Source organism: Micromonospora sp. WMMA2032 (assembly GCF_002688545.1).
Classification (GTDB): Bacteria; Actinomycetota; Actinomycetes; order Mycobacteriales; family Micromonosporaceae; genus Micromonospora; species Micromonospora sediminicola.
In genome coordinates, this window is record NZ_CP024052.1 from 3,615,797 (window position 1) to 3,631,317 (window position 15,521).

Sequence of the window (15,521 nt, forward strand, 5' to 3'; positions counted from 1 at the left end):
CACGTTTGCGACCGGCGGTCGGTCGCGGTGGTCCGCGCTGGCACCGGTTCACCTGTCGTGGCAGGGGTTTGCTGCGCCGGTGATCAGGGCACGTGGCGCGTGAACAACCATCGATCGAGGGCCATGACGCAACGGGGGCATGATGGACAAAGGTGCAAGAGTCGGTATCGCCGCGACGCTGGCCATGACGGCCGGGGCCGTGGTGCCGATGCCCGCTGAGGCGGCGAGTGCAGGAACATTCGCGGCCGCTACGTACCTCGCCACGGGGTCGACCGCGACTAACGCCGTCGCTGTCGCCGACGTCACCGGTGACGGGCGACGCGACATCGTGGTCGGCGTTGATGCCGTTGACGGTACGCAGACGAGTTCTGTGCTGGTCTTCGACCAGCGAGCCGACCACAGTTTCGGCGCTCCCACCAGGATCAAGGCGCACGGCGGCTACAACAGCAACGTGCAGCTCGCGGTCGCGGACATCGACGGCGACGGCCGTACGGACGTGGCGATGTCGTCCTCCGCCGGCGTCGATGTGCTGTTTCAGCGTGGCGGGCGCCTCGCCGCGCCGCTGCTGGTCTCCGGGGGTGCCGGGGACGTGGCGATCGGGGACATGACCGGGGACGGACGACCGGATCTTGTCGTCGGCACACGCCAGGGCGAGGTCAGGATCTACCGGCAGACTGCGGCGCATGCGTTCCAGAAATACCGGACGGTCACCGGGCCGATCATCACCGGCGCACCCGTGAACCAGGTGTTCGCCGCCGACCTCAACGGAGATGCCCGCACCGACCTCGCACAGTTCTACGGTCACGGCACGTGGGTGCGGCTGCGTCGCGCGGATGGTTCCTTCGGGCCGGCGACGACCTACCGGACGCCGGCCGATGACTCCGGCTTTCGCCGCATCGGCTCCGGTGCGGCGGTCGGTGACGTCACTGGCGACGGCCGGGCCGACCTGGTGACCAGCGTTGACGGCAACAGGCCGGACGCCGCCGTCCAGGTATTCGCGCAGGGAGCCGATGGGCTCGCGACGACGCCGACCAGATACCCCGCATACGACAGTCCCTCTGGCCTGACAGTCGGCGATCTGACCGGCGACGGCCGCGAGGACCTCGTTGTCGCACACAACAGTTGGCGCGCGGTGAGCGTCTATCTGCAGCGGTCGACCGGGGAGCTCGCCGGGTACACGACGAACGGGGTCGACGGGGTCGGGCCCCAGGCGGACTCCCTGGCCATCGGTGACGTCACCGGGGACGGGAAGCCGGACGTCGTCGCCGTCGCGTACGACAAGGTGGCTGTCCTTCGGCAGCTCTGACACTCGCCGGCTGTGGACCACGTGCTCGGGTCGGCCTCGCCGCCCGCCGCGTGGCCCACAGCCGGCGTCACTGCAGTCCTGCTGATTCTCGGGGCGACGCCGGCCGCGATGTCGCCGTCGCCTGGTCCGGCCGCTCCGGGGAAGTCAGATCTCGCTCTCGACGCCGGCTCTCCTCGCTGAGCACTGACCGCATCGTCGGCGCTCTTCGTGACCCGCCTAGAGGGACTGCTATCGCCACGGCGTCCGCCGCTCGGGTAGCAGTCGCGCGAGGACGACGTACGACGAATTGCGGTGACGAGTCAGCCCGATTCGCCGCAGTCGGTGACGTCGGCCCGCTTCCGGATCAGGGACGAGTAGATGAGCGGGGATCCGGTGAGCGTGTTCCCGGACTTGACGCCCTCCCAGATGTAGTTCTCCACATGGCTTCCGTAGCCGTCCAAGGGAAACAGGCCGTCGTTGGTCATGTGCCAGAGCCGGGTGGGGTCTCGGAACGCCAGCGACAGCACGAACCTGTTGCCGGCATCCTTCAGACGCCCGGCTGTGCCGGCGTGGGCCAGAAGCTCCACGTCCACCGTCTCGCAAGGTCTGAGGTCCTGCTGCTGCCAGAAGACCGCTTCCCCGGATTGCGCGATGGCGAAGATCGCGGCATCTCGGAGCGGGACGGGTGACCTGTTCAGCATCGAGACCGTCGCGACGACGACGAGGCCGGACGACTGCGGCTTCGCGGACGCGGAGGTGTCGTCGTCGGCGATCCAGATAGCCACGCGGGAGGCGTAGCGCCGTTCGTACCGCTCCCGGGCGATCTGGTTCAACCTGATCTGGTCACGGTTGACCTGCTGTTGATCTTTGAACGCCTGAACGGCGAAGACCGCCGCCACGACACTGACGGGAATGGCGGTAAGCGCGGCAATTGCCTGAAGACCTGCGCCGTTGCGGTTGAACCACGAAAGCCGGCCGCCGGCCGCCGCCGGCACTTTCTCGGATTCCATCGGGTCGTCGTGATTCTTCACAAAACCACAGCCTATCGACGCCGACCAACGGGTGAAACCGCGACGGATACGCCACTGACTCAGGGTGAGGCGATCGGGAATCGGCAGGAACCCATCGGGGCGAGGCCGAGGTCGCCGAGTGTGGCCGCGCCGCGCGTGGCGTGGACGCCACCGGCGAACACCAGGGTTCGTGCGGACTGGTATCGGCAGCCGGCGACGTCGAACGCGTCGACCGCGGTGAGCAGCGCCCGTTGATCGCCGTCGAGTAGGGCTTCAGCCCGTTGCACCATGGCTTCGGCGACCGGGTTGCCGGCCACGACGGTCCAGGCCCCGGCCAGGTGGTCACGAGCGCTCGGGCTTCCGGCGAGCACCGCCGCCTCGGCGCGTAGTGCGACATACCAGTGGAGCCACACCCACGTGACCGACTTCCAGACCGAGCCGGGATCGGGCGCCATCCGTTCCAGCGCCTCTGCCGCCTGCCCCCGGTGCAGCAGGAGCATCGCATCGAAGACCGCGCCATAGCCGTGGATCTGTTCCGGCGAGGTGCCGAGCCGACTCTGGACATCGACCCAGACACTTCGGGCCTCCCGGTCGTCGCGGAGCCCGTGGATCATCGCGACACCGGCTGCCGCGGGACCGAGCACCGACCTGGCGGGGCGGCCGGCCCGCTGCCACGCGTCGAGGAACCGCACACTGCCGGCGAGCACCTCGTCGGTGTCGCCCGCGAGCGCGTCGGCAACCAGCAGCCAGCTCGTGGCACGGTGACCGACCTCCGCGAGCAGCGGGTGATCGGCGATCTGCCGAGCCCACCGGCGGGCGGCCGGCAGGTCTCCCGCCCCGAGGCCGGCCTCGGCGGCATTGCCGAGAGCGTCGAGTAGTTCGTGGGTGGTGGCCGGAGTTGCCGGCAGGGACGCGAGCAGCGCGACCCGGCGCCGCGCCGTGGCCGCGCTGGCGAACGTCTCGCCGGCCCAGCACTGGGCGCCGGTGAGCGCGTCGAGCGCGGCGGACTCGGCGAGCGGGTCGCGAGTGCGGTGCGCGAGTGCGACCGCCCGCTCGGCACGCGCGATCGTTTCGGGTACGTCGTTGTCGGGCGGGCCCTGCGCGGCGCCGAACGCGTCGGTGAGCACCCCGGCCTCGGCGAGCGCCACCGCGGCCTGGGCGGCCGGGTCGTCGCCGGCCAGCTCCCGCGCCTCGGTGGTGAGCGCGATCGCCTCCTGCGCCGGCGGGAGTTGTGCGAACTTGCTCCAGAACCGGTAGGAGCTGGTGGCGGCGGTCGCCAGGTCGGCGGCGGCGCCGGCGTCGTCTCCCGCTCGGCGGGCGGCCCCGGCGGCCGCCCGGTAGAGGCGGTACATGTCGTCGCCGCGCATGCGGCATCCGGCCACGGCTGCGGCCTGTCTGAGCATCGCCGCCTCGGCGGTGGGCTCGCCGGCGAGCGCGGCCGCCTGCTCGTAGCGCAGCTGAGACTCGCCGATCAGGGTTCGGACGAAGGTCAGCTCCGCCAGGTGACGGGCGAGGCGGTAGGCGTCCGGGCGCTGCTCCGGACGGTCGGCCGCCCACGACAGGGCGGCGCGGAGGTCGTCCGCCACCGGGTCGAACCGGGCTCGCCAGTCCGCCCGCACCTCGGCCAGGTCGGTGGCCCTGGTCAGGCACCAGCGAAGGTGCCGGGACCGGGTGTCGGTCAACTCGCCGGCCTCGGCGAGCCGTTCCGTGCCGTACTGGCGGATGGTTTCCGGCAGCCGGTACTCGGTTCCGCCGGGAAAGGCCCGCACCGTCAGCAGGCTCTGTTCGGCGAGCCGGGCCAGGCCGTCGGCGACGATGCCCTCCTCCGCGCCGGTGACCTCCGTCGCCGCCGATGTGGAGAAGGGCGCCACGAAGACCGACACCCGGCGCAGCAGCGTCCGGTCGGCCGGCTCCAACAGGGCGTGACTCCAGTCCAGCGTCGCGCGCACCGATCGGTGCCGGTCGTCGGCCCGGGCGCCCCCGGTGAGCATCCGCAGGGGATGGGACAGGGCGGCGGTGATGCCGTCCAGCCCCAGCGTCGGATACCGCGCGGCGGCCAACTCGATCGACAGCGCCATTCCGTCCAGCCGCTCGCAGATAGCGGCGACCTGGTCGCGCAACGGAGGATCCAGTGGCCAGCCCACCGCTGCCGCCCGCTGCACGAACAGCGCGACCGCGTCCGACTCGCCGTCGACGGCCAGCGACAGCGGCGGCACCGGATAGACCCGCTCGAAGGGCACCATCAGCCGTGCCCGGCTGGTCACCAGCACCGTCACTTCGGGGCACGCCGCCAACAGCCGCTCGAGGAACAGCGCCACCCCGTCCAGCACGTGTTCGCAGTTGTCGAGCACCAGCAACGCGTGATGGTCGGCCAGGGCGGTGACGACGGACTCGGTCATGTCCCGGCCGGGCTGCTCACCCAGGCCCAGCGCCACGCCCACCGCGGCGGCGATCATGCCGGAGTCGGCCACCGGGACCAGATCGACGAACCACACACCGTCGGAATACTCGCCACCGGCCCGCGAGGCGACCGCCAGCGCGAGCCGGGTCTTGCCCACTCCGCCCGGACCGACCGCGCTCACCTGACGGTGCGCCCGGATGAGTTCGGTCAGCTCGGCGCACTCGCGCGCCCGCCCCACGAACGGGGTCAGCGGGGCCGGTAGGACCGGCGCCTGTAGAGCGGCGCCTCTGCCGGTCAGCTCCGGCACCCGCTGCGCGAGCGCACGGCGGTCCGGGACCTCCAGCTTGCGCAGCAGCGAGGAGACGTGCGTCTCGACGGTACGCACCGAGATGAAGAGTCGCGCTCCGATCTCCGCATTGCTGAGGTGGTCTCCGACCAGCGCAAGCACCTCGGCTTCGCGAGGGGAGACGTCAACCATCACCCCATTCTGTCGCACGTCTCTCCGTGAGCCGGTTCCGTGGTCGACTCCGTGGCCGGCACGGATCCGGGCGGGACCTGCCCGAGGAGATGCTGTGCGCACACACCCGTCCGGGCCGGCCGAGGCCCGCGGACCGAAGGAGTGATCATGGGGAATTCTTCCGCGCAGGGGATCAGGACCGTACTGCATCCGGTGTCCGATCTGGGCAGGGCCAAGGCGACGTACGCGGCCCTGCTCGGCGTGCCGCCCACGGTCGACTCGTCCTACTACGTCGGCTTCGACGCCGCGGGTCAGCACATCGGCCTGGTGCCGGGCGGTGGACCGCAGCGCCTGACCTCGCCGGTGGCCTACTGGCACGTTCCGGACGTCGAAGCGAAGCTGACCGAGCTGAGCGCCGCCGGCGCCACCGTGACCGAGCCCGCCCACGATGTCGGCGGCGGTCGCCTCGTGGCCACCGTCGCCGACCCCGACGGCAACCTGCTGGGCCTGATCCAGGACAGCTGAGCGACCGGCTCGCCCGAGCCGCCGACCACGATCCGAACCACACGAAAGGGAAACAATCATGCACGCCATCGATTCCGTCACGCTCGAAGTGCCGGATCCGGCAACCGCCCAGGACTTCTACACCGGAGCCTTCGGACTGGGCCCCCGCCTGCGCGTCGACGCGTCACGCGAACCCACGACCGGTTTTCGCGGGTTCGCCGTGTCGCTCGTGGTGTCCCAGCCGGGAACCGTCAACCGCCTCTTCGGCGCCGCCCTCGACGGCGGAGCGACCACCCTGAAGCCGGCCGCGAAGAGCTTCTGGGGCTACGGCGGGGTGCTGCGCGACCCGTACGGCACGATCTGGAAGATCGCGACATCGTCGAAGAAGGACACCGGACCGGCCAGCCGGCACGTCGACGAGATCGTGCTCCTGCTGGGGGTGCGGGACGTCGCCGTGACCAAACGGTTCTACGTCGATCGTGGCCTGACCGTGGCCAAGAGCTTCGGCCGCAAGTACGTCGAGTTCGCCACCTCGAACATCAAGCTGGCGTTGTACGGCCGCCGTGCCGCGGCCAAGGACGCGGGCGTCTCGCCCGACGGCGACGGATCACACCGACTCGTCATCGGCAGCAGCGCGGGCACCTTCGTCGACCCCGACGGCTTCGCATGGGCGGACGACATCTCCTAGGGTCAGCCGAGCGATCTCGGCGGAGCACCGGGGCCATCCCCACTTCCGGCACGCGGGCACGGCGACGTCAGCGTCCCGCGTCGGCGGCAGGTGCGCCGGACACGGTTGCGACGCCGGGGCGGAGCGGGTTCACGTGGCATGGTGATGATCACCACGATCGGTCAACTCTCCCCTGACGGAAGAGTAGGGTCGGTGCCGGTCTTCCGGGCCTGTCCGGACGGCCGCCGCCGCGGCCCTGACCGGGTCGAGGTGATGAGGCCCTCGGCCGGCAGGACGCACTGTTGCCGGTCGCGGTAGCTGCGACCCCGGTGGTGGGGGTCGGACCTGCACGCGTCCGCGTGCGGCCCCGAGTGGAAATGGCTGTATGTCTTCTGTGCTGTCCGCGGTCTCCCGGCCGCGCCTGTCCCGTCCGTCCTGGCTGTCGCCGAAGGTGTTCCGCACCGAGGTCCTGGCCGGCCTGGTCGTCGCTCTGGCGTTGATTCCCGAGGCGATCTCGTTCTCGATCCTGGCCGGGGTCGACCCTCGGGTGGGCCTGTTCGCCTCGTTCACGATGGCGGTCACGATCGCGGTCTGCGGCGGCCGGCCGGCGATGATCTCCGCCGCGACCGGAGCCATCGCGCTGGTGGTGGCGCCGCTGGCGAAGGAGCATGGGCTGGACTACCTGGTCGCGGCGGTGATCCTCGGCGGCGCGATCCAGGTGCTGCTGGCGGCGCTCGGGGTGGCGAAGCTGATGCGGTTCATCCCCCGCAGTGTCATGGTCGGTTTCGTCAACGCCCTCGCGATCCTGATCTTCGCCGCCCAGGTCCCGCACCTGCTCGGCGTACCGTGGCTGGTCTATCCCCTCGTCGCCGTCGCTCTGGCGATCATGGTCGGGCTGCCCCGACTCACCCGTGCCGTCCCGGCGCCGCTGGTCGCGATCGTGGTGTTGACCGCGGTCACCGTCTTCGCGAGCGTGGCGGTGCCGACCGTGGGCGACGAGGGCGCCCTGCCGGACAGCCTGCCCACCCTCGGCCTGCCGCAGATCCCCTGGACCATGGGCACCCTCACCCTCATCGCCCCCTACGCCATCGGTATCGCGCTGGTCGGGCTGATGGAGTCGCTGATGACCGCCAAGCTGGTCGACGACATCACCGACACCCCCTCCAGCAAGACCCGCGAGTCCTGGGGCCAGGGCGTCGCCAACATCGTCACCGGGTTCTTCGGCGGCATGGGCGGCTGCGCGATGATCGGCCAGACAATGATCAACGTGAAGGCGTCCGGCGCCCGCACCCGCCTGTCGACGTTCCTGGCCGGCGTGTTCCTGCTGGTCCTGGTCGTCGTGCTCGGCGACGTGGTCGCCGTCATCCCGATGGCCGCCCTGGTCGCCGTGATGATCGTCGTGGCGGTGTCGACGTTCGACTGGCACTCCGTCGCACCGGCCACCCTCAAGCGGATGCCGTACGGCGAGACGATCGTCATGCTCGCCACCGTGGTAACCACCCTGGCCACCCACAACCTGGCCGTCGGCGTCGTCGTCGGCGTGCTCACCGCCATGGTGATCTTCGCCCGCCGGGTCGCCCACCTGGTCGAGGTCACCAGCGTGCTCGACCCCGACGGCGGCACCCGGATCTACTCCGTGCACGGTGAGCTGTTCTTCGCCTCCAGCAACGACCTCGTCGGCCAGTTCGACTACGCGAACGACCCGGAGAATGTGGTGATCGACATGACCCACGCCCACGTCTGGGACGCCTCCTCCGTCGCCGCGCTCGACGCGATCACCACCAGGTACGCCAGCCGGGGCAAGACCGTCGAGATCGTCGAGCTGAACACGCCGAGCGCCCGCATCCACGACACCCTCGCCGGCCAGCTCGGCGTCGGCCACTGATGGCTACCGCCACCAGCCGCGACACCGGCCCGGAGCAGCACGCCTCCGGGCCGCCCGCCGGCCGGCTGATGCAGATCGGCGAAGCCGCCGAACGCGTCGGGCTCAGCATCCGCACCATCCGCCACTACGAGGAAGCCGGCCTGATCGTCCCCTCCGCCCGCAGCGAGGGCGGCTTCCGCCTCTACACCGGACCCGACCTCGACCGCCTCGCCGTGGTCAAGCGGATGAAGCCCCTCGGGTTCACCCTCGACGAGATGCGGGACCTGCTCACCGTCCTCGACGCCCTCGACACCGCCACCGGCGCCGCCCGCGCCGAGTTGCTCGACCGGCTCGAGATGTTCCACACCGCCGCCACCACCCGCGTCACCGCTCTCCGCGACCAACTCGCCACGGCCGAGGGCTTCGCCGACACCCTCCGCGACAGACTCGACCACCACGGCAGCCCGGCGGGCTGATCACGCCGCAGCCGACCAGCCCAGGACGACGATCTCGGACACCCGGACACCCGGACGCCGGGATGGCCTGGCGCCGTTGGTGAGTCGACCCGCCGAGAGACGAAACGGGAGCAGCCGGCTCAGTCGCTCTCGTCGACGAACTTGTAGTAGCTCATCCGGAAGCGCTGCAGCAACGCACGCATGAACTCCGCGCCGGTCTCCGGTCGCACCCGTTCCGCCCCGGCCGGTACCCCGTTGTCGTAGAAGTCCTGCGCCAGCGCCCCCCACTCGGGGTCCAGCACGGACAGCGTCACCGTCCGGCCGGGCTCCCAGCGGAACTCGGCCACCCGCCGGCTGGTGTGCTGCGCGAACGTGTACAGCCCCACGCGGGTCGGTGCCTGCTCGGTCATGCCTGCCTCCTGGATCACCACGACTCCTCCGCTCACCGACGGTCCTGCGCTCACCACGGGCTCGGCGGGCGGAAGGCCCCCCACGCCTCGCCGGTGATCATGCCTCGGCTGCGTATCTCGTTGAAGCGGTCCATCGCCCCGGAGACCGCGCTCTCGTTCAGGCCGGTGGCGCGCAGCCGGTCGGCCAGCACGGCCGGGTCGGTGCTCTGGAGCCGGGCCATCGTGTCCGGGCTGAGCGGCTGGTTCCGCTGCTGCGCGACGAAGTCCGAGCGCAGCGGTTCGGCGTTCGACTCCGGGAAGGAGTAGCCGTGGTCGATGGCGACCAGGCGGCCGTCCGGACCGGTCAGGTAGTTACCCATGTGCCGGTCGGTGTTGCCGCTGATGTAGTCGAGCACCGCCATCCGCTCTCGTTCCGCGAGGGAGTAGTCGGTGACGGGACGGCCGGGGTGCGCGTTCTCCACGAACTCCTGCATCGAGCCGGCGCCGTGCGGGCCGTCCCACCGCGCGGTGGTCGGCACCAGGCCGAAGCCCAGGTCCTCGTCGAGGCGGGAGGCGGCGACCTCACGGGCGGCCAGCTGGTTCTCCGGGATGGTGGAGCGCACCTGCACGAACTCGTTCTCCGGCACGTTCGGCTTGTAGACGCCGTGCGTGCCGTCGGTGAACGTCACGTCATAAGCGTCGTTGACGTGCTCACCGGGTTTGAGTTCGACCATGCTGTGCACCTCCCTGCCGAGCAGCCGCAACTCGGCCTCGCTCGCATGATGCGGCACGGCCGGATCGGTGCCGGACCCGGACTCGGGTGGATCGGCGCCGTCGAGGTCGGGCTCGTCGACGTCGTGTCCCCCACCGCCGCCGTTTCCCGGGCCCCCGTCGGGCGCCGGGCCGCCCCCGTGCGCCGGGCCGCCGGCGGGCCCGGGCGATGCGGGCGGACCGCCGGGCGCCGGCCCTCCCCCGCCGCCGTGCGTGGGCGGGTCGGCCCAGGCCCACGGCGGCGGCTGGCCGCCGCCACCGGCGGGGGCGTCGTAGGACCGCGGCCGGGGGCCGGCAGCCGGCGTGTCGGGGGTGGCGGTCCCGGTGGGGGTACGCCGAAGGCCCCGCAACGCCGCACGGAGGGTGTCGAGCAGCTCGCCGAGCTTGGACAGGATCGGCCGGAGCCGGCTGACGCTGCGGGCCAACGCGGTGAGCAGCCCGGCGACCTTCGCCGCCCACTTGGCGACCAGCGCGGAGACCTGCGCCGCGACCAGCGGGGTGGCCACGCCCAGGGTGAGGGCCTCCTCGGCGAGCCACTGCCAGAGCCGGACGGCGAGGACGGAGACGAAGTCGGCGATCAGGTCCCGGACCAGCTCCCGGACCAGGGCGACCAGCAGTCCCGCGCCCTCGACGACGGTGCCGATCAGGCCCGAGGCGTCGGCCAGGCCGGCGAGGTGACGCACGTGCTGGTCGCTGTAGCGGCGGTAGGCCTCGGAGGCGGGGCCCGTCCAGGTGGCGATCTCGGTGCGTACCGCCTCGGACAGGGCGGTGACCTGGCCGGCGACGTGCCGCGAGACGTTGTGCCACGTCTGGGCGTACGCGGTGATCTGGTCCGGGTCGCCGGCCAGCCAGTCCAGCGCGTCGGAGAGGGGCTTGACGTGCTCGATCAGCCAGGCGACGCCCCAGGAGACGACCGACCCGATCGGGTCGACGCAGGTCGCCAGCACCTCCAGGGACGTCCCCACGCCGCCGATGGTCGAGTCGATCCAGGAGCCGTTCTCGATGCCGTTGCGCAGGTCGACGAGGCTCTCGACGATGCCGATGCCGCTGTAGCCGGTGGTGGTGTCCTGCCGGGCCGCGACCAGCGGGTTCGCCGCCGCGGTGCTCACCGGTGCAGCCGCTGGAGGAGGGCGGAGACCGTCCCGTCGGTGTCGTGGTAGGCGATGACCGTCGTGTCGAGCGCACCGGCCGCGCTGTGCAACGCCTCCCGCGCCGCCGCGAGGGCGTCCACCGCCGGACCCTGGAGGAAGTCGAGCAGGAAGGGGATCGCCTGGCAGACCGGGATCTGCCCGTAGGCCTCGGCGCCCATCCGGACGTGCGCGCCCGCGTCGTGTGCCGTGCCGATCTCCCCGGCGATCCGGTCGACCGAGCGGGCGTGCCCGGTCAGCGCCGCCGCGGTGACCTCGAAGCCGCGCGCCTCAGCGCCCATTTCCGCTCCAGCCCGCGTACCCCGGGTCGCCCTCCTCGGGCACCTCCGGGAAGCGCGCCGCGTAGCTGCCGACGACGGCGCGCGCGGTCTCGGAGTCCGCGCCGACGGTGCCGGCGGCGGCGTCGGCGACCTGGGCGGCCAGCCGGCCCTGCGCCCGCCGCATCACGGCCAGCACCGTGGCGGCGATCTCGTCCGGCCGCCAGCGCAGCACCCGGTCGTCGAGCCGCAGGTCGGTCATGGCTCCGGACGCGGCGACGGTCACCCGGACCGCGCCCTGCGCGCCCTCGGCGGTCGCCGACATCGCCGCCACCTCGTCGGACAACGCCTGCGCCCGGCCGGCGCGCTCGGAGATGCCCGCCACCCAGGACGCCACGAACCGGTCGGTCGAGGCGGCGAAGTCGCCCATGGGAAACTGCGCCATCAGACCTCCCCCGTGTGACGGCCCGTCGGCCGCCTCCGGGAAGCACCGGGTGCGGCGCGGTCGACATACGGTACGCCATCGCCCTCCACGGTGGAGTCCCATGTGGGCGCTGCCGGTGCCCACGGGCGGGCCGGGGTTGGTGCCGCCCGCTAGGGTGGTACGTGGCACACCGGGGAGGGAACGTGGTCAGGCGCTGGGGACCTGCCGGGCTGACGCTCGGGCTCGCTCTGCTGGCGGCGGGGTGCGGCGGTGAACCGTCGCTGACCGGCACATGGATCATGGCGGAGAACCAGTCCCGCACCATGACGGTCCGCGACGACGGCTCCGTGTCGGCCAACGTCGACGTCCCCTGCACCGGCGCCACGAAGGACCAGGGCGACCGGGAGTACCGGCTCGAGCTGGACTGCGGCATCACCAAGATCTCGGCCGACGGCGTTTTGAGCGCCGACGGCAGGACCCTCACGGTCAAGGACCCGAGCACCGGCCAGGAAGCGGTCTGGAACCGCAAGTGACCCGTCGGGTGGCCCACGTCGACCGGTGACCGTGCGGCGCGTCCCGAAGGAATCGGAGCCCATGTCGACCGAATCCGCTCTCGTCGCCGCGTACCCCCGGCTGTTCGCCCCGCAGCGATGGGAGTGGGGCGGGCTCGACGCCCAGTTCAGCACCGGAGCGCCACCGGACGAGCTGGTCACCAACGTGCACCTGGTGGGGTTCAGCGGCGACCGAGTCATCCTGTGCCGCGACGACCGCGACGTGTGGTTCCTGCCCGGAGGCACGCGCGAGCCCGGTGAGAGCGTCGAGGACTGCGCCCGGCGGGAGCTGCTGGAGGAGGCGGGTGCGGTGCTCACCGGCCCGCTGACCGTCATCGGCGCGCACCACTGCGTCACCGACCGCCCGCTGCCGTACCGGCCGCACCAGCCGCATCCGGAGAAGGCCTGGCTGTGGTGTGCCGCCGACGCCGCGATCGTCCAGGCGCCGACGATGCCGGCGGACGCGGAGCAGATCGTCGAGGTCCGGGCGGTGCCGGTCGCCGAGGCCGCCGTGCTTCTGCTCACCGATCAGCCCTGGCTCCCCGACCTGCTCATGCTGGCCGTGCGGACACGCGGGCGGGGATGATCGCGCCTGCCTCGCCGGTCAGACCGACTCCAGCTCGCGATCCTCGCTCGGCGAGGGAGCCGCGGCCCGTCCGGCCCGGTTGTCGACCCTGGTCATGACGGCCCGGGCATACAGCGCGATGCCGGCCAGCATGCTGGCCACGGCGATCGGCACTCCGAGCAGGGGCTGCACGTACATCGCCAGGAACCAGGACCTGACGTCGATGTCGGACAGGATGAACACCAGCGGGACGATCCCCTGGGGGATGAGCAGGATCGAGCCGAGGGCCCAGCTCAGTCCCTCGACCGTCCCGCCCGTCCTGGCCACGGCGCCGTCGGCGGCCCGGACCACGGTGGGCCGACCGGTGCGCATGGTGTGCAGCAGGTCGGGTCCGTCCTCGGTGAGCTTCCGGATCGCCAGGCCGCCCAGCACCCAGGCGACGGCGACGCCGGTCAGCACGCCGACCGGCAGCCCGGCCCAGCTCACCCACGGCTGGTCCAGGCGCGTGCCGAGGTAGACCACGGCGAGCGCGGGCGCCGGCGGCACCAGCCCGATCCAGAACAGCACGTTGGACCGGCCGGTGGTGTCTGCGCGCTCCAGCGGGTTGGTCGGCCGCTTGTGCGCGTCGGGGCCGGGGACCAGGCCGTACACCGACGAGTGGACGATCAGGCCGGCGCCGCCGCCGAGCAGGGCGGGCACCGCCGCGGCGACCCAGGGCCACGTCCACGTGGAGCCGCTCCACCAGGTGAGGGTGATGCTCAGGACGATCGCCGGCGGCGTGAAGACGATCAGGTACGCCCACTGCCGGCCGCGCACGTCGGCGCGCTGGGAGCCGATCGTCAGGGTCTGCCAGAGCGCGGTGCCGTCCTGGCTGTAGAGGTTGCAGGCCGAGGTGATCGCGAAGAGCGCGAGCGCCGGGCCGGCCCAGGGCAGCAGGAGACGGGCGTCGAAGGTCAGCGGCAGCAGCGCGGTGCCCAGCGCCCAGACGATCGGCACCACCGCCGTGGTGGTCCGCAACGGATCGCGCCACCAGGTGCGCAGCTCCTTGCGGACGACCGCGCCGGTCGTGCCGCCGAGCGGGCCGCCGCTCACCGGGGGGCGGTCGGCGCTGCCCCGGATGGTGGCCCGGGCCCGGCGCGGGGTGCCCAGCTCGACCGACCAGACGAGCAGCAGCAGGACGCAGAGCCCGGCCAGCCCGGCCGGCGCGGCGATCGCGAGCGGCCAGTCCCCCCGGCCGGCGGCGTCCACCGCCACCACGCCCCAGCTCGACGGGATCGACCGCAGCGCGACAGTGGTCGGGTGGGAGAACCCGGTCTCGAGGATGTCGGAGTACATGACGGCCACGACGATCATCCAGCCGGACTGGGTGAGCACGAGCATCGCCGCGAACAGCACGCCGGTGACCGCGGCGCCCGCCCGGGACGCCGCGACGACGCCGAACAGCGCGTAGGCCACCCGGGACAGCAGCACCACGAAGACCAGTTGCAGCGCCGCGACCGGCGCCGCCAGCAGCGCCGGGGCGAGCCCCTGCCGGGCCCCGTACGTGATCAGCCCGACGAAGCCCAGCGCGGTGACCGCCGTGGTGATCCCGACGAAGGCCGCGCCGAGCAGCCCCAGCGCGAGCCGGCGGCGCGGCACCGGCAGCAGCGTGAAGTGGTCGGCGCGCAGCACCGCCGAGCCGCCGAACAGCGGGCCGGCCAGCCAGCCGAGCGTCCACATGCCGAACACGCCCGCGAGCAGGTCGCCGAGCACCACGGGGTTGGGCAGCTCGACCAGGGAGAGCCAGATGGTGGCGGCCGCGAGCAGCAGGCCGAGAACCGCGCCGACCAGCATCCACGCGGCCCGGCCACCGGTCATCGAGTTCTTGACGACCGTCAGCTTCATCCGGATCAGGATGCCAGCCACGACAGCCCTCTCCGGCCATGCTCGTCGCCGCCGACCAGCCGGACGAACGTCTGCTCCAGCGTGCCCCCGCCGCGGACCTCGGCGAGCGGACCGGCCGCCACGACCCGCCCCCCGGCCATCACGGCCACGGTGTCGCACAGCTGCTCGACCAGCGGCATCACGTGGCTGGACAGCACCACCGAGCCGCCACTCGCCACGAACCCGGTCAGGATCGCCTTGAGGGCCGCCGCGGACACCGGGTCGACCGCCTCGAACGGCTCGTCCAGCACGAGCAGCCGGGGCCCGTGCAACAGCGCGGTCGCCAGCCCGATCTTCTTGCGCATGCCGGTCGAGTAGTCGACCACCAGGGTGCGCTCGGCCGCGCCGAGCTCCATCACGTCGAGCAGCTCCTGCACCCGGCCGGCCAGCACGCCGGCCTCGATGCCGCGCAACTGCCCGATGTACGTCAGCAGTTCGCGTCCGGTCAGCCGCTCCGGCATGGACAGCCCGTCGGGCAGCACGCCGATCAGCGCCTTGGCCTCGACCGGGTCGGACCACACGTCCACGCCGAACACCTGCGAGGCGCCCTCGTCCGGGCGTAGCAGCCCGACCGCCATGGACAACGAGGTCGTCTTGCCCGCGCCGTTGGGGCCGACCAGCCCGAAGAAGGAACCCTGCGGCACCACGAGATCGACGTGGTCGACGGCTGTGTTCGCGCCGAACGTCTTGTGCAGGCCGGACAGTCGCAGTGCCGCGGGCGGGCCGCCCGCGTCGGGATCGTCCGCTGCGGCGGGCCGGGTGGTCGCTGGCTCCATGGTTCCCCTCGACGTCGCTGGGTGGCGCCGGGCCTGGTCTGCCCCGACCTGCGCTGCCTGCGCATGCGCCGACG

15 protein-coding genes are annotated in these 15,521 nt (G+C 72.2%); 7 read left to right on the top strand and 8 right to left on the bottom strand.

The window, feature by feature from the left end:
* The first annotated feature begins 139 nt into the window (after positions 1–139).
* Positions 140–1,306, top strand: coding sequence for a VCBS repeat-containing protein (locus tag CO540_RS16435; protein ID WP_099162725.1), 1,167 nt, complete (start codon positions 140–142; stop codon positions 1,304–1,306).
* A gap of 299 nt (positions 1,307–1,605) precedes the next feature.
* Here the strand turns inward: CO540_RS16435 and CO540_RS16440 are convergent, their stop codons facing one another.
* Positions 1,606–2,316, bottom strand: a complete 711-nt coding sequence (locus CO540_RS16440; RefSeq protein ID WP_099162726.1) for a hypothetical protein — start codon at positions 2,314–2,316, stop codon at positions 1,606–1,608.
* Between the two features lie 59 nt (positions 2,317–2,375).
* The gene (locus tag CO540_RS31200) at positions 2,376–5,174 is read right to left on the bottom strand and encodes a LuxR C-terminal-related transcriptional regulator (RefSeq protein WP_099162727.1); all 2,799 of its coding nucleotides are present in this window, start codon (positions 5,172–5,174) and stop codon (positions 2,376–2,378) included.
* A gap of 147 nt (positions 5,175–5,321) precedes the next feature.
* Between CO540_RS31200 and CO540_RS16450 the strand changes: the two genes are divergently transcribed.
* The 4 genes from CO540_RS16450 to CO540_RS16465 all read left to right on the top strand — a co-directional run bounded on the left by CO540_RS16450 (position 5,322) and on the right by CO540_RS16465 (position 8,664).
* Entirely contained in the window at positions 5,322–5,678 is a 357-nt protein-coding gene (locus tag CO540_RS16450) for a VOC family protein (protein WP_099164791.1), read from the top strand.
* A gap of 58 nt (positions 5,679–5,736) precedes the next feature.
* Positions 5,737–6,345: a glyoxalase gene (locus tag CO540_RS16455; RefSeq protein WP_099162728.1), complete on the top strand. Its 609-nt coding sequence runs from the start codon at positions 5,737–5,739 to the stop codon at positions 6,343–6,345.
* Between the two features lie 364 nt (positions 6,346–6,709).
* Positions 6,710–8,209 (top strand): SulP family inorganic anion transporter, encoded by a 1,500-nt coding sequence (locus tag CO540_RS16460; RefSeq protein WP_099162729.1) that lies wholly within the window; start codon positions 6,710–6,712, stop codon positions 8,207–8,209.
* Positions 8,209–8,664: a MerR family transcriptional regulator gene (locus CO540_RS16465; protein WP_099162730.1), complete on the top strand. Its 456-nt coding sequence runs from the start codon at positions 8,209–8,211 to the stop codon at positions 8,662–8,664. The genes CO540_RS16460 and CO540_RS16465 overlap by 1 nt, the downstream gene beginning before the upstream one ends.
* A 119-nt stretch (positions 8,665–8,783) precedes the next feature.
* Here CO540_RS16465 and CO540_RS16470 read toward each other — a convergent pair whose 3' ends face one another.
* The 4 genes from CO540_RS16470 to CO540_RS16485 are packed head-to-tail and all read right to left on the bottom strand — an operon-like array spanning position 8,784 to position 11,653.
* Complete coding sequence (locus CO540_RS16470; RefSeq protein ID WP_157779135.1) at positions 8,784–9,053, bottom strand: hypothetical protein; 270 nt, start codon at positions 9,051–9,053, stop codon at positions 8,784–8,786.
* Positions 9,054–9,103: 50 nt separating this feature from the next.
* Positions 9,104–10,912, bottom strand: a complete 1,809-nt coding sequence (locus CO540_RS16475) for a hypothetical protein (RefSeq protein WP_099162732.1) — start codon at positions 10,910–10,912, stop codon at positions 9,104–9,106.
* Positions 10,909–11,232, bottom strand: coding sequence for an ESX-1 secretion-associated protein (locus CO540_RS16480; protein ID WP_099162733.1), 324 nt, complete (start codon positions 11,230–11,232; stop codon positions 10,909–10,911). Before CO540_RS16480 ends, CO540_RS16475 begins: the two co-directional genes overlap by 4 nt.
* Complete coding sequence (locus CO540_RS16485) at positions 11,222–11,653, bottom strand: YbaB/EbfC family nucleoid-associated protein (RefSeq protein WP_157779136.1); 432 nt, start codon at positions 11,651–11,653, stop codon at positions 11,222–11,224. Before CO540_RS16485 ends, CO540_RS16480 begins: the two co-directional genes overlap by 11 nt.
* A 182-nt stretch (positions 11,654–11,835) precedes the next feature.
* Between CO540_RS16485 and CO540_RS16490 the strand changes: the two genes are divergently transcribed.
* Together CO540_RS16490 and CO540_RS16495 are read left to right on the top strand one after the other, a co-directional pair.
* Positions 11,836–12,165 carry a hypothetical protein gene (locus tag CO540_RS16490; RefSeq protein ID WP_157779137.1) on the top strand — a complete coding sequence of 110 codons (330 nt, stop codon included), beginning with the start codon at positions 11,836–11,838 and terminating at the stop codon, positions 12,163–12,165.
* A gap of 61 nt (positions 12,166–12,226) precedes the next feature.
* Positions 12,227–12,769 (top strand): NUDIX domain-containing protein, encoded by a 543-nt coding sequence (locus tag CO540_RS16495; RefSeq protein ID WP_099162736.1) that lies wholly within the window; start codon positions 12,227–12,229, stop codon positions 12,767–12,769.
* Between the two features lie 18 nt (positions 12,770–12,787).
* Here the strand turns inward: CO540_RS16495 and CO540_RS16500 are convergent, their stop codons facing one another.
* On the bottom strand, positions 12,788–14,632 hold the full coding sequence (locus CO540_RS16500; protein WP_157779138.1) for a hypothetical protein: 1,845 nt from the start codon (positions 14,630–14,632) through the stop codon (positions 12,788–12,790).
* Between the two features lie 5 nt (positions 14,633–14,637).
* On the bottom strand, positions 14,638–15,447 hold the full coding sequence (locus tag CO540_RS16505) for an ABC transporter ATP-binding protein (RefSeq protein ID WP_099162738.1): 810 nt from the start codon (positions 15,445–15,447) through the stop codon (positions 14,638–14,640).
* Positions 15,448–15,521 lie beyond the last annotated feature (74 nt).